At 40.2% G+C, this 14,528-nt stretch carries 16 protein-coding genes; 6 read left to right on the top strand and 10 right to left on the bottom strand.

Annotated features, from left to right (window positions below; all coding sequences use genetic code 11):
- Nucleotides 1–127: 127 nt before the first annotated feature.
- The 5 genes from B7E06_RS05770 to B7E06_RS22225 all read right to left on the bottom strand — a co-directional run bounded on the left by B7E06_RS05770 (nt 128) and on the right by B7E06_RS22225 (nt 4,550).
- Nucleotides 128–385 (bottom strand): CotD family spore coat protein, encoded by a 258-nt coding sequence (locus tag B7E06_RS05770; protein WP_082233090.1) that lies wholly within the window; start codon nt 383–385, stop codon nt 128–130.
- Nucleotides 386–526: 141 nt separating this feature from the next.
- Entirely contained in the window at nt 527–1,897 is a 1,371-nt protein-coding gene (locus tag B7E06_RS05765; protein WP_082233089.1) for a VWA domain-containing protein, read from the bottom strand.
- Between the two features lie 986 nt (nt 1,898–2,883).
- On the bottom strand, nt 2,884–3,594 hold the full coding sequence (locus B7E06_RS05760; protein WP_179133979.1) for an N-acetylmuramoyl-L-alanine amidase family protein: 711 nt from the start codon (nt 3,592–3,594) through the stop codon (nt 2,884–2,886).
- A gap of 117 nt (nt 3,595–3,711) precedes the next feature.
- On the bottom strand, nt 3,712–3,963 hold the full coding sequence (locus B7E06_RS05755; protein WP_082233087.1) for a hypothetical protein: 252 nt from the start codon (nt 3,961–3,963) through the stop codon (nt 3,712–3,714).
- A gap of 464 nt (nt 3,964–4,427) precedes the next feature.
- Nucleotides 4,428–4,550, bottom strand: coding sequence for a hypothetical protein (locus B7E06_RS22225; protein ID WP_281249039.1), 123 nt, complete (start codon nt 4,548–4,550; stop codon nt 4,428–4,430).
- Nucleotides 4,551–4,972: 422 nt separating this feature from the next.
- On the opposite strand from B7E06_RS22225, the gene B7E06_RS05745 reads away from it, so the two are divergent.
- The 4 genes from B7E06_RS05745 to B7E06_RS05730 are packed head-to-tail and all read left to right on the top strand — an operon-like array spanning nt 4,973 to nt 9,570.
- Nucleotides 4,973–6,598, top strand: coding sequence for a DUF6583 family protein (locus B7E06_RS05745; RefSeq protein WP_082233085.1), 1,626 nt, complete (start codon nt 4,973–4,975; stop codon nt 6,596–6,598).
- A 28-nt stretch (nt 6,599–6,626) separates the two neighbouring features.
- A complete protein-coding gene (locus B7E06_RS05740) occupies nt 6,627–7,835 on the top strand; it encodes an ABC transporter permease (protein WP_082233084.1) in 1,209 nt (402 codons plus the stop codon).
- A complete protein-coding gene (locus B7E06_RS05735) occupies nt 7,807–8,829 on the top strand; it encodes an ABC transporter permease (protein WP_082233083.1) in 1,023 nt (340 codons plus the stop codon). The genes B7E06_RS05740 and B7E06_RS05735 overlap by 29 nt, the downstream gene beginning before the upstream one ends.
- 15 nt (nt 8,830–8,844) lie before the next feature.
- On the top strand, nt 8,845–9,570 hold the full coding sequence (locus tag B7E06_RS05730; protein WP_082233082.1) for an ABC transporter ATP-binding protein: 726 nt from the start codon (nt 8,845–8,847) through the stop codon (nt 9,568–9,570).
- Nucleotides 9,571–9,615: 45 nt separating this feature from the next.
- Here B7E06_RS05730 and B7E06_RS05725 read toward each other — a convergent pair whose 3' ends face one another.
- The 3 genes from B7E06_RS05725 to B7E06_RS05720 all read right to left on the bottom strand — a co-directional run bounded on the left by B7E06_RS05725 (nt 9,616) and on the right by B7E06_RS05720 (nt 11,187).
- Complete coding sequence (locus B7E06_RS05725) at nt 9,616–9,990, bottom strand: VOC family protein (protein ID WP_082233081.1); 375 nt, start codon at nt 9,988–9,990, stop codon at nt 9,616–9,618.
- Nucleotides 9,991–10,091: 101 nt separating this feature from the next.
- Complete coding sequence (locus B7E06_RS21775) at nt 10,092–10,265, bottom strand: hypothetical protein (protein ID WP_179133902.1); 174 nt, start codon at nt 10,263–10,265, stop codon at nt 10,092–10,094.
- 19 nt (nt 10,266–10,284) lie between these two features.
- Nucleotides 10,285–11,187, bottom strand: a complete 903-nt coding sequence (locus B7E06_RS05720; protein ID WP_082233080.1) for a M23 family metallopeptidase — start codon at nt 11,185–11,187, stop codon at nt 10,285–10,287.
- 167 nt (nt 11,188–11,354) lie between these two features.
- Here B7E06_RS05720 and B7E06_RS05715 point away from each other — a divergent pair, with 167 nt between their 5' ends.
- Nucleotides 11,355–11,993: a phosphatase PAP2 family protein gene (locus B7E06_RS05715; RefSeq protein WP_179133978.1), complete on the top strand. Its 639-nt coding sequence runs from the start codon at nt 11,355–11,357 to the stop codon at nt 11,991–11,993.
- A gap of 13 nt (nt 11,994–12,006) precedes the next feature.
- On the opposite strand, the gene B7E06_RS05710 is transcribed toward B7E06_RS05715, so the two are convergent.
- Together B7E06_RS05710 and B7E06_RS05705 are read right to left on the bottom strand one after the other, a co-directional pair.
- A complete protein-coding gene (locus B7E06_RS05710; RefSeq protein WP_082233078.1) occupies nt 12,007–12,555 on the bottom strand; it encodes an alpha/beta hydrolase in 549 nt (182 codons plus the stop codon).
- A gap of 142 nt (nt 12,556–12,697) precedes the next feature.
- Nucleotides 12,698–12,883, bottom strand: a complete 186-nt coding sequence (locus B7E06_RS05705) for a CsbD family protein (RefSeq protein ID WP_082233077.1) — start codon at nt 12,881–12,883, stop codon at nt 12,698–12,700.
- 251 nt (nt 12,884–13,134) lie between these two features.
- On the opposite strand from B7E06_RS05705, the gene B7E06_RS05700 reads away from it, so the two are divergent.
- A complete protein-coding gene (locus tag B7E06_RS05700) occupies nt 13,135–14,394 on the top strand; it encodes a hypothetical protein (RefSeq protein ID WP_082233076.1) in 1,260 nt (419 codons plus the stop codon).
- Nucleotides 14,395–14,528: the final 134 nt, after the last annotated feature.

Raw genomic sequence — 14,528 nt, 5'->3', positions numbered from 1 at the left:
TGACCGACAAGGGCAAACCATGCAGCTATCCATGCGAACTTTAAGTTTTCTTTCATTTTAAAGCCCCTTCACCAAATATGTATAGTATTTAAGATGGAAAAGGAGCATTCTCCTTTTCCAGTATCATCTACCAGATACGATAGCATTTGTTCTTGTCTTTCCCGCAATTGAATTCTTCTACTACGATTTCATAAACGTCTTTTTCCACTACTGGATAGTAATTTTTCTTTTTAATTACTTTCTTATGAACGTTAATAACTTCAGTAGGATAGATATTCTTCACGACTTCTACTTCCGTATCTTTTTTTACAATCTTTCTAGTCGGATGGACGATAGTGTTTTGTTTGTCTTTTTTCTTAGCGCATTTGCTGCAGCGACAACTCATAACCTTATTCACCTCCTATACTCGACATATAGTATTCTATGAAGAATGGTAGAATATGGTGATAGAGCATGAGCCACTATTATTCAAATAAAAAGCACCAGTTCTTTTTTGAACGGCGCTTGTTGTATTTTATAGAAGGTTTTAATCGAGCTCTCTTAACTCCTGCCTCTCTTCCAGTCCTCTCTCACGCACCTGCTGACGGATGGCGAGACCTTTCTCCCTTGCTTCCTGCCGCATAGATAAAAACTCTTCGTGGATATGCTGTCTCATACTGACAGCCCGGGTGGAAATCATACTTCTTACAGCAATAGTATCAGCATCTTCCAACACTTCTTCCATATATCTTGTTAAATCTCTCTGCCTCTGCTCTTCTTCATTGCTTAGTTGGACAGCTTCACTTGAGTACTCGTTGGATAAATCGACATATTCGCTGACTTGCTCATAGCTTGCAGTCACATTTTCGCTTACCCATTCATACCATCGATCAATGAGTTCGCTACGTTCTTCTCTAAACGTTTCCTGCAGGTCTTGTGCTGTATCTGCACGGAAATACTCGCCTTCTCCCGCTTCTGCAATGGCTTCTAAAGCTTCACGCTCCGATTCAGCAATATCAAAACCAATAATATTGATTAAAGGTTCAACCTCTGAGGCATGCAGCTTCTCAGCTACGGCCGCCGGATCTCCCCCGCACGTTTCATCCCCATCACTTACCACATAAATAATATTTTCTACGTCTTCCCCTGTTTCCTCTTTCAAGGTATCTGCGGCTTCCTCCATGGCTAGTCCAATTGGTGTATATCCTGTTGGTGTAAACTGATCCAATGCCTCATTAAACGTTTCTTTATCATATTCACCCAATGGATAAACTTCTTCGGTAGTTGAGCATGAAATCTCTTTGCCATCTTCCTCACTGCTCCCCGCATGACCATAAACCCTTAGAGATACACTCGTATCCTCTGGAAGATGATCAGCAAATTCAGCAATAGCCTCTTTAGCAAGATCCATTTTTACTTCACCGTCAATCTGTCCAGCCATACTTCCGCTTGCATCGAGGAGAATTTGAACATTAAGTTTTGGCAGAAGCGAGTTTCCTTCTTCGCCAGATTCTTCGTCAGGCGATGCAGAGATCTCTTTAAACTCAACTTCCACAGAGTCCAGGGTTTCCTGGTATTCCCGATAATCTTCAGCGGTTAAAGCCATCATTCTGGAAAAATATTCTTCAGCTTCTAATTCTTCCGGCCATTGGTCAATCTCTGCTTTCACAGCTTCTTCGTCATATGCCTCTCCTGAATACTGACCAGGTTCTGCTTTCATCCAGGCCATCGTATCATCTGGATTAAATTCAAAAGCCTCAACATTCACATCTGAATGAGTACTGCTATCTTTATCCGTCGGAGCTTCAGCTGTTTCGCTCGTCTGAAGTTCTTCTTCCGGTTCGTTATTGGTGCTTTCGCTGCAGCCTGCAAGAACCCCGACAACGAACAATAATAAGAAGCAAGCTATTTTTTTCATCCGACCGTACACAAGAAAAACCTGTGTACTCCCTCCTCCCGTATTCTCCAATTATCTTTATTTAAAAAAGCATTCTTGTTTCAGAGTACGTATGAGCTATATATGTAACTGCTTTATTATTATTTGTAATAGCCTGGTATTGTTAAATAGAACCGTTAATTTCATCTTATTTCTCACACTTAAAATGTAATTTTTCTATTTTATGGAAAAGTAAGTATTTTTTGTTTACAGTTTCAATACCAATTATTTCAAAAGGTAGGGAAGAACACAACGTTTATTTTTGAAAATGTTCTGAATTGTTGTCGAGGAGTATATCGGGTCGGGAAAAGACTCGCTTTCGATGGGTAAACGGTGAGCATTCTCAGGAAAAACCTTCTGGATTTCCCCCTGTTCTTCTCTGCTGAGGACCTCTGATATTCAAAAATATAAGGTCCTGTTCCGTTTGCCTGAATAAAGAGAACCGGGCCGGGGGAAACAACTCGCTTTCCATAGGCGAACGGTGAGCTTCCTCGGGCTTTTAGCCCTCCGGGATCTCCCCCTGTTCTATCCTCCCATAGGAGTCTCGCCGTTTCCCCCTGCAATTTATGTTTATTAATGTAAAGAAACATTTAAGAAGATAGGATCGATCCCATGAGAGAGCTTACTGAGATTACAGCGTTCCGTTTTCCCCCATTAAATTTAAAGAGGATGGGAAATGGCGAGACTCCTGCAGGGAGATAGAGCCAGGGTGAGATCCGCGAGTGTAACGAGCTAGCTCACCGGCTCCCCGCGGAAAGCGAGCGATTTCCCAGCCGCTTTTTCTTCATACATCATAAACGGAACAGCTCTTTATCTAGACTTGTGCAGGGAGATAGAGCTAAGATGAAATCAGCGAGTACAGCGAGCTATTTCACAGGCCTCTTTTCTCTTTCTACAGTTAACAGAACCGGCTTTTCTCTTTTCAAATCACTTCGTAAAATTCCCAGCGTAAATTTCCAGAAAGACCCTTATTTAACGAGCTCCACATTAATACGACTCTTGCCTGACTTAACAGCAGTCGTAACAGCTCGAGCCACGTTTTCTGTTTTTGAAAAAGCTCCTACCTGCCGTTCGTCTACTTTTACTCGATAAACAGGAGTCTCAGGTTTAGTTTTCGACATCCCGAAATAGGAAGCCACTGCGTCACCTATAGTGGTAACATTAGATTTTATAAAATCCTGACGTCGCAAAAGTTGATTGTCCTTCTGGTTCACAATAAATCCAAGCTCCAATAGTACGGACGCTCCTTTAAACTCCCTGATTACCGCAAAGTTCGCTTTTTTCTTTCCTCTGTCTTTTCGCCCCTTTTCTGTCCATATTTTCGCGAGGGGATAGTGGAGTTTCTGCTGAAGAGAGTGGGACTTTGACTTTTCATCGTCTGTCGTATAAATGAAAGATTCAAACCCATTTGCTGTGCTTGAAGCAGCGCTATTAATATGAACAGAGACAAAACAGTCGGCCTTCCATTGATTCGCTTTCTTCGTGCGGTCGCCAAGCGATGTAAAAGCATCCTTACTTCTCGTCAGCCGGCAGTCTATACCTGGATACTGGCTGTCCATGTACCCCTTTATCTGCTTGCAAATTTCCAGAACAACATCCTTTTCTTTAAGTCCTAGTCCGGTGGCTCCAGGATCCTTTCCTCCATGGCCTGCATCTAATGCAAAGATTTTATTGCTCATCTTCATACACCCTTTCTATCTTTATAAAATAAAAAACCTCTCGATTTTATAATCGAAAGGAAGGTATCATGAAGTGGCGTAAATTTCCTATTTTTATAAACGGCATTGGACAAAACTTTAATGGTGAATGGCCTCTAACGCTTTGTCTTTATCTTCTTTTTGGACATAAACCTTATATTCAGATCCATAATCACTGTACGGCCCTCCTGGAGAGGAAGACATATTAGCTGTAGTGGCCGTTCGGTACTTAATGGAACCTGCTTTTAACTTAGCGGCAATTTTGTAATATTCCTTCATGCTGAAGGTTACATAAACGAGCGTCTTTTTTCTTGAAAGGCAGTACTCAATGAGGTTAACGATAAAGTGCATTTATTCTTCCTCCTCTCCCTTATTTCTCCCTTCATAATCATAGCCGGACTTTCCCCAGTAAACTAAAAACAGCGCTGAAGATATGATCGCCAATATGCCTACTATTAACTGGATAATACCCCTCCTCATAACTTATTACTTTTTTTCAAATGTACCTTCAAGTGAAGCAAAGCCCCATCCGTATCAAAATAATGATTCTCTTCATTTCAACTTCTCCTTAGGTGGATTTAGATCGTGAGAAGACTAAACTAGTAAGACAATAAATTATAAAGGTTCCCATTAAAATTAGTGATAAGAAAAACGAGATAACGGGAAGTATTAATTTTCACTCTTTTTGTACAGAGCAATGACACTTATAATAAATCCAGCCGGAATCCCTATCATGAGGATAAAGTAAAGGGCTTCAAATACATTACGTTCTTCGATATTAGGCGTTATGTATAAAATAACCATTAATAAAAGATTCAATCCGATAGATAAGTAACAAGCCATGAGTGTTGGAGATCTTCTCCCCCTCTTTTGCGGCACCAGGCAAAACTTCCAATAACAGCTCCCAGTAATAAAAGAACCAAATAAATCTGAAACAATTTTTTCCTCCTTTCTATAACTTTCCTCATATTCACATATGACTTATCGATATTTTCTGTTTGATAATCCTCTTTTTTCATACTAAAGAACTGCATAGTCCCCTAGACTTTCACTTAAAACAGATTTAGATTAGGTTAAATTACCTAAACGTATTATAATATAAATAAGTTACAGGTAAAATAATGAAAATCATCACTATTTTTCCTGTAATGAATCATATACATAAGATGGTGTGCAGCACGAGCCTATCATTCATTTATACGGAGGTGAAGAAAGTATTTATAAAAGACTTACCCAAGTTATCCATATAAGTATATTAGTCTCTATTTTTACATTTTCTATCAATATTTGAAACCATTTTGAAACATTTTCGTAATATTAGAGGAATTATAAAAGAGTAAATGACGAAAGGGAGAGAAGGATGAGCGCAGAACAAACAAAAAAAGGGTTAAACAAAAAGCTGATCATGGCTTTAACAGTACTAGTTATATTAGTAATCAGTGTAACTGCATATGCCGTGCTGCGGACGGGTGATCCAATGACGATGTATATGAAAGCCCAGAAGAACACAATGGATGAGCAATTTGAGCGAATGGATCAGTATGCGGGCGATTATTTAGCTTTAAGCGATCGGCTGGCCAAAGAAGCTAATGAATCAACTGGAACACTGACAATGGATATGCGGGTCAGCGGTGATAGCATGCAGATGGTTCCGGAGTTAGCCATGGCTCAAGGAATCTTGTCTTCTTCTGAACTTGAAGTTAATAGAAAACTCAATCCAGAAACTAAAGAAATGGCAGCTGCCCTGGACTTAAAGGTGCAGGGCACAAGCGTTGGAAATGTAGAACTTTATCAAAATGAAGATCAAGCAGCTCTACATGCCCCCTTTGTTTATGATAAATATTTCGCTATGGCTAATGATGACTATGGTGAATTTTTGGAGCAATCAGGGCAGCCTGTTAATGGAGTAACCGAACTCCCTAACATAGCAGAACTTATGCAGTCTCAGCTTACTTACGAGGAAAGTAAAGAACTTTTGGAAGACTATATGGTTACACTAGGAAAAGAACTAAATGAAGATCAATTTTCTTTAACGGAAAATGCAGAATTTGATGGAGAGAACTATGACAAAGTAACAATTGAAATCAGTGAGGAAGAAGCTCAGCAAATGCTGGTCACTCTCCTAGAAAAAATGAAAGAAGATGAAGCCATATTAGGCTTGCTTGAAACCCAGACATTGATGCAGCAGGATAATGAAAGTGCGATGATAAAAATTGAAGATGAAATCGACAAAACAATCAATGATGTGGAAAATTTGAAACTTCCTGAGGGCATAACAATTGAAGCATACCTGAAAGATGATTTAGTTGCTCATCAAATATGGACGATGAACTTGCAGCCTGAAGGTGAAGAAAAAGTTATGATCGAGATTACCAGCAGTTACTTAAAAGAAGATGAAGACACTTATAAGAATACAGTAGATGTAAATATTCAGCCTGAAAGCAAAAAGGACAGCTTTACTATCAACTATGTAGAGGAAGGAAAGCCAAACGATAACGGACTTCATGTTAATTATACCATCGGGTTCGCAGGAGATATGGAAGGTGATTCGTTTAATGGTGAACTGGTCTTAAATACCGACTACGTAGATAATGGTTCAGAGACTGCCTTTACATTGAACATCGAGGAACCAAATGAGAATAATGAAGAGGGTATGATGTTATTTCCAGATGTCTCCGGCTTCTTAAATACAACAATGACGGAAGAAGAAGACAACAAGGTGAACCAAGTCACAGAAATTGGAATTGAAAGCAGTGCAGAAAATCCTGAAGTGGGAACAGCCGGTATGAACTTTGAATTTAATTATGATCAGGACATTACTTTTACGGACGATTTATCCTTCCCTTCTTTAAGTGAAGACGAAACGATACAGGCCATGGAAATGACAGATGAAGAGTGGGAAAAAATTTCTATGGAAATCCAGGCGAATTTCGAAAAACATATGATGTCCATCATGGGTAACTTCGGCGGAATGGGCGGATTTTAATTAAATTAGTTAGAGGAGGGCAGCCCCTATGAATGGGTTCTCGTTATTTAGACATGAAATGAGGGCAACCGTTCGACGGCCAGCCCCTCTTTTTTTATCTGTAGTTATACCACTCGCTCTGCTTTTTATTACCTTTCTAAGTCTTCAGAGCTTCTTTACAGAGCAGCAGGAACCCGTGGAGGCTGTAGTTATCGATAAGGATCAAACCTTCCAGACGGAAGCGCTAATTCACCAAATTTCTGAAGAGAAACGGATGGAACAGGCTATGAAGCTTGAGCCCTTGAATGAGGAAGAAGCATTTAAAGCCTTTGAAAACGGAGAAGCCGCTGGTATCATGATCATTCCGGAAGGCTTTACAGAGAGCTTAATGAATGGAGAAAATGATCCGATAAAAGTCATTACGAGCAAGGATCAGCCGCTGCATGGTTCACTGCTGAATATTCTTTTAAGCAGCGGGGCTCAATATATTTCCGCATCACAAAGTGCCGTAAACACGGTATATGATTTACATATTCGCAACCTTCCTGCAGATGAACGATCGATCCGGCTTCAAGAAGCTATCGTGACATATACTCTCTTTGCTCTTGATCGTAATGACGCGTTTGTTGAGGAGTTGGTTATAAGCGGAGCGAGTATCGGCTGGGAAAATCACGCTGTAATTGCAGTTACGCATGTATTGGCTATTTTGTTTATGGCGTTTTATCAAGTATTGGACGGAAAGACGATGACTTCCTCCATTCAGATGAGGTGGAGGATGGCTCATTTAACTTTTGCCCATCATGTGCTGGTTAAACAGTTAAAATGGTGGCTGCTTCTATTTACTATACTGGAGCTGTTTGTTTTGTTTATCCACGTTGCAGTAACTGATATCCCATACAGCAGTTTATTGCACATAGGTCTTGGTTTGATTGCTTTATTGATATCATCGCTTGCCGGTCTGCTTTATAGTTTGAACATTCCACTGAGCTTTCGCTTTCTTATCTTTATTATCGCTGCAATCATTGGAGCACTTAGCGCAGGTGTCTTCCTTCCAGGCATTTACCTTCCTGAATGGCTGCAGACGGCTTGGAATCCCTTTAGGTTCAGTTATGATATATTTCAGGCGTTTCTTCTCGAACAGGAGACTGACTCGCTGCTCAATCTGGCCGTATGGGGAATTGGCCTGAATATACTAGGGCTCATCGCAGGCTTAGGAAAGGAGAAGCGCGATGCTTACTTATCTTTCTTTACATCTTAATCGATGGAAAAAGCGTCCGGTCGCTCCTCTGCTGCTCCTCCTTTTTCCACTGATTTGCATGACAGTCTTCTATCCTTACTTCAAAAATACAGCCGAGCAGACAGCTGTACCTATCGGAATTGTTAATGAAGACAACAGCGTTTTTTCTGAATTGGTGCTGGAAAGAATGGCAGACTCCTCCCGTGTTCGTCTTATGCCATTATCAAGAGAAGCAGCAAATGAAGAAGTGCAGCGAGGGGATATGGAAGCAGCATTTGTTATAGAAGAAGGGTTTCAAGAAACCATACAGTCGGGTGAAATAAAAGATACGATCACATGGCTCAGATCAGAAGATTCACTGCTCGATGTGTTTGCAAAAGAAGCATTAGGAGCTGAGCTGATGAGGCTTGCGCTTAATTCAAAAGCTGGAAATGCAGTGGAACTTGCAGGACAGACCACTTATGATGAAGCATTTCAATATTCGGATTCTTTCTGGGAACCCAATCCTTTGTTTCAAATGAGCTTTGAAGAACGCTCACCCCTGGAACCTGAAATAGAAATACTGCGCCTGCAGGAATGGCAGGTGACAGTGATCCAGCTAGTTTTTCTTTATGCGTGGATATTATCCATTTTTTACTTAAGAACCATTCAGTTAGATGTACAATCGGGCCGTTTAAAGCGGATTCTTCTTATCCAGAAGTCTGCTCATGCTTATTTTGCCGGCCATTTTATAGTCTTCCTGATCATCAGCCTGCTTCCATTTGCTCTTGGGATAAACGCACTGTTCTATTTTTCCGAGACACCAATGGATCTTGTACAAGAGTGGAACCTATGGGCGTTGGCTGTATTTACAGTGACCTTACTACTGACATGGAGTTTATTTATGGGAATGGGAAAAAAACGTTGGAGTCTTATGGGACTCGTCTTTCTTGCGATAGGTTCTTTTACTTTAACGGCAGCGGATATCGGATGGAGTGAGCTGTGGCCTCATTACTGGCTGACACAAAAACCTTAGAAAGGAGGCCGATTCATGATTGAATTTAAGGAAGTATCGAAGAAATACAAACGCAAGCAGGTGCTCGATCCCTTTTCATTAACCATTCGTGAAGGAAGCTCTGTCGGCATCATCGGTCCTAACGGTGCCGGCAAATCCACTTTTCTAAAATTAGCTGCTTCCATTGAAAGACCGTCCAACGGTGAGATTACCTTTTCCGGCACGCCTTACAAGAAATCGATAAGCCGTGTACGTAAGGCCATAGGCTATGTTCCTCAGGACATTGCTTTATATGAAGAACTGACAGTAAAAGAACAAATCTCTTTTTGGAGCAGCCTTGAGAAACAAAAAACAGATGAAAATTTTTTAGCAAAAATGATTGAAACGCTTCGACTTCATGAGGTGTTCGGTGAACGTGTGGAGCGTCTTTCTGGAGGCTGGAGACGAAAGGTGAATCTTTGCGTCGGTCTGCTGAGAAACCCTTCCGTCTGTATGCTGGATGAGCCGACAGCCGGTGTGGACTTGGCGGCTAAAGAAGACATCATTGACTGGCTGAAGCAGCTTCACCAGGAAGGAAAAACGCTGCTATATATCAGCCATGACTGGTATGAACTAAAAAAATTAAGTAATGAATTTCTCTTGTTTGCCGATCGAAAGCCGATTTTTCAAGGATCTGAAGAAAAATTGATGATTGAGAAAAGCAAGATTATAAAAAACTATCAGGAACATAAAGAGCTGGGTCGTATTTTACAATATGTATGATAAGAACCCCTTAAGATTACGTATCTCAAGGGGTTTTTGGATACGTTATTTTTCCATAACCGCAAAATAATTCTCTTCTTCATCGGAAAAGTTAAATACACGTGTAGATGTCATTTCAACGATTTCCCCTACAGTAACATTTTTATTTTTAAAGTCATTGTACAGTTGATCCAAATCCTCCGTAAAAAACATAAGCGATGGAGTCCCGAGGTTTAATTCAGGAGACATGCGGGAAATAATTTCCTTATCATGAAGCACAATCGTGGAACCCGTCTGATTTGCTGGAGCTATTTCGATCCATCTCATGCCTCCCTCTTCCTGATCTTCAAGCACCTGAAAACCGGCCTTCTCTGTCCAGAAACGCACGGCCTTATCCTGATCGTTCACATACACCATAACCTGGCCAAGCTGATTAATCATAAAAATACCTCCTTTTATTTAAAACTTCTCTATTTATTTTCTTCATACTTTCCTATAAATCCTCTATCTCTTTTTTAACTTTTATCCAATATGAGAAGAAGCTAACTGCCTGCCCATAGAAAAAAAGTGATTTGGATTATAAGCATCATTCCCCACTCAAAAGTAGTGAGTTTTCTTTCCCGTTTTCGCTTCTTTAAATATAAAAAAAACATAAAAGAACTGATAAGCAGCATAACGATTGAAAGCTCATATATATTTTCGATTAGCTGAACCACTGTTTTCCTCCTCTTTTTACTAGTTGAACACTAAACTATTTCGTTTCAAAAATCGATCATTAAAAGTAATCGGCACACCAACCCCATCTTTTTCCGCATGTATGTGAAGGTGGGGTTCCGTTGTATTCCCCGTGTTTCCAACTTCTCCGAGGATATCACCTGTATTCATTTCATCTCCCTTTTCTACTTCCACTGTTCCAGGCTTCATGTGAGCAATATGGACTTCTGCTCCCTTACAGGCCAAAATTATGTGATTGCCGGCAGGATCCTCGGGTTTACTATCTGAAGATAGAGACGGAGGTATGTCATCATATTGGTCAACTGCTGCAAGCACCTCGCCACTGCACGGACTGTACAGAGGGGTTCCGTAAATTTTATATTTTTCCAGGTCATCAGGAGTAAGGCCTGCTGCCCTCATCCCAAATCCGTTAATTTGCAGAATATCATAGGCATATTGCTGAGGCGGGTATTCATTATGATAATTAATCGATGGATCTGCTCCCCCATGGCCCGTAGAAAACACACCATCCTTCATAGGAAACTCCAGCTTAATCGCCTTTTCTTTGTCTGTAAAAAAGTAACCAGTAATCCCAGTAACAGCTACAAACCCAAAGTAAATCGTAAGGAAGATGGCAATTCCCATGGAAAACTTATAACTTTTATTCTTCGGTCCCTTCACAGGAAGTCTGGAAACTTTTTTAATGACAAAAAAAGTGGTGACAATAAATAAGACAACCCAGACATACCTTAAATAGTAAATAAAAATATGCCACGGCCCAATGAAAAACAGGAACGCGATGAACATCCCGGTTCCTAGCCAATCGGCAATCAGCAGCTTTCTGCCGGGATAAACATTTTTTAATAAATGCAAAAGTAAAATCATCGGCAATATTATAAAAATAAAAGCCTGAATCCATATCATAAACGGCATCCTCCCTCTCTTCATTAAAATGATAATACGGAAGAAAGAATAAAAATCCTTCCCTTCTTTTACGTTAGAAGGAATTATTCGTTTCAATTTTAAGGAATTTGCACCATGATATGTTTAAAGATTCGTCAGCTTCATATCTTAAGAGTGGGGGATTGATCATGAAGAGATCACTTATAACAGCAGGCAGTTCTCTGCTGCTTTTCATCTTATTAACTTGGGCTGTTCGCACAGATACATCTTACATAGTAAAGTGGGATGATCGGGCCGTCGAATGGTTTACTACTTCTCATGAGGGGACAGTTATTGAAGAAGCCCGCTTTTTCACTCATTTCGGAGATTATTTTATTTGTTTTGGAATCGGAGCAGCGATTTTGCTTCTTCTGCTCACGCTGGGAAGATTTCGTATGGTTTTTTGGATTTTCCTCGGCTTTTTTGGAGTAAAAGAAGTTAACCATGTGCTGAAAGCTATTATTGACAGGGATCGTCCAGCTGTTGAGGCTTTGACCTCATCCGGCCTGCAGGCTTTTCCGAGCGGGCATTCCATGTATGCGACTTTTACATATGGAATGCTCTTACTGGTTGTCTTTTACTTAAGCAGAAGTCTTATTCTTAAAACAGCAGCAGCCGTAGTGACATTATCAATCATTGGGATGGTTTTATGGTCGAGGGTTTACCTTGGGGTTCATTATCCGACAGACACAGCAGCCGGTTTGCTTGCGGGGCTGGTTTGGCTGAATGTCATTTGGTCGCTGGCGTTTTTTCAGCGTAAAAAGCAAAAAGGGCTGGGAGAAATATAAAACTCCGGCCCTTTTATAATGAATAGATATCCTTAAGAAACTCAGGAGGTACCTCTTTGAATAAATGTCCATAACGTTGAAGCTTTCTGGCATCCGCCTCGGGAAGGCGCCTTATATAATGCTCATAATGGGCAATAGAGACTACTTCGTCATCTACACTATGATATAAGAAGATTTGTTTAATGTCAGGAAGACGGGAAGCAAAATCATCAGAAAGTGAAAACTCAGGAAACTGCCAGTCCTCCTCCAACCCCCAGTATGGGGATCCCAATACAAACAAGCCGGAAATATTGAAAGGGCACCTTTCCTCTGATAGATACTTTAAGAGAACACTGCCCCCAAGGGAGTGACCAATCAAAATAACTTCACCATCAAGTTTAGAGAATTCCTCTTTAAGTCTGTTTTCCCAAGCTATATATCTGGGATTCTCAGGGTCAGGCATTTTAGGGGTTCTTAGTTGATACTCTGTTGTGAGGGATTTTTTTAAATTCAAAATAAATGGTGAGCTGCCTTGACTATTTTCCTGAGGTCCTGCACTATGAATAAACACTATATTATTCATTTATTCTTCCCCTTCCGGTTAACTTACAGGGCTTTCTCCTCCAACAAAGTTTTACTCCATTATTTCAAAGTGTATCAAGTTATACCATATGATCACAAAACAAAATACACCTCTCGATAAATCGAGAAGTGTATTTTTCTGTTTAAGGTCTGTTATTACCTTTGGATTTACCTACTTCATCCTGAGTAGCGCCTTTTACTTTATCTTTCTTTCCGTCTGTCTGCATATTTGGGTCATTTTTTGCCTTACCGATCTGATCCTTAGCTTCACCTTTTGCTTTGTTAGCATTACCTTTTACTTGATCACTGATTCCACTTTTATCTGCCATGAATCTTCACACTCCTTTTTGCATTTGAAGAGTGTATTCCCTTGAAACGACCTGTAAAACATAGTTGAGCAAATAACTAGAATTTTTTATTTTTATTATTTTAATATAATTATAATCCCTTTTTATGTATATAAATACCAATTCTTAATTCAACTGTTAAAGTATTAATCCTTTATTAGGTTTAATGGCAGTTAATTATGGTTATATAGTATTAGATAAAATGAACAGGGGAAATAGAGGTGAGAAACAAAATGAGCAAATCAACAAGGACCTTAGGACTGATTACTGCTCCAGGCTATCCAAATGATATAGCAAAAACTTTAAAAAAAGAACTGCCTGATTTGCTCAGTTATTACGTGCATGAGGATTGTCAATGGCAGATAGAGTATGTAGAAGATGCTTTGACAGGGTCCACTGATAAGTCACTGGAAGTACTCGGAAAAACTATAGAAAAAAAATTAGAGGAAGATTGGGAATTTGCAATCTGTCTTACTGATTTACCGTTATTTAAGGGTAAGAAACCAATTGTAGCCGAGGCATATAAAGAAGAGCATGTAGCTTTAATCAGTCTCCCCGGAATTGGTTCTGCACGTATGTTAAAGAGAATTCGTGAATCTATCCTGCAGTTGACCAATGAAATGTACTATGGAAGTTCAGAGGCAGATCGGGAAAAAGCTGAACAAAGGCTCCAAGATAAAGATGATGATCAGCATAAAGAGTTAAAAAATAAAAGCTCTAAGAGACTAGTTGGGAAGCGGGCTTTTGAGCGGTTTGCTCCTCTTCAGCGAGAAACCCCGGATGACGATGAATCAAATATTGATGTCAGATTTACCGTGAAGTCACGATTTATCGGGGCACTCAGGGTCTTATCAGGAATGGTGCGGGCGAACCGTCCATGGGAAATGTTCCCTGCTTTTATGAAAGTAGTCATCATCGCTTTTACCACCGGTTCTTACGCCCTTGTGTTTCCAACGCTGTGGCAGCTCAGTAATAACTATGGGATTTGGCGCATGGCTATGCTTTCAATCGTCTCCATACTGGCGATGGTGGGATGGATTATTCTGGCGCACCGTCTCTGGGAGAAAAAGCCGGATGACGGGTCTGGTTATTTAAGCAGGTTATATAATATGGCTACCGTTCTTACCCTTTTTATAACTGTAAGTATGTATTACGTCCTGTTATTCCTGTTATTCTCGGTTGCCGTCATTGTTATCATTCCATTTGGTATGCTTGAATCCCAATTGTCGGGAGCTACCGGTTTTATTAATTATTTCTATATTGCCTGGACCGTCACAAGTATAGCGATTATTATCGGGGCCCTCGGCTCTGCGCTTGAAGATGAAAGTGTAGTTCTTTCTTCTACTTACGGATACCGTCAACGTCAGCGTTACAAACAGATTAAGGAATCTGAAGAGGAGAAAAAAGAAGCCGAGGAAGAGAAAAAAGAAGCAGCCGAAGAAAAGAAAGAAGCAGCTCAACAGAAAAAAAATGCCGAAGAAGAAAAAGATTAATGCTTACAAGAAAAATCCTGCCTCTGAGGCAGGATTTTTTAATATACAGAGACTAAAAGCGATTTACCTCGTCTCATGATCGGAACTTAACGCTTATCTTTGTGCACCTGTCCATTAACGTGCAGGAATTCAAG

Source organism: Halobacillus massiliensis, from assembly GCF_900166625.1.
GTDB classification, from domain to species: Bacteria; Bacillota; Bacilli; order Bacillales; family Halobacillaceae; genus Halobacillus_A; species Halobacillus_A massiliensis.
This window is presented reverse-complemented; position numbering and strand designations above follow the sequence as displayed.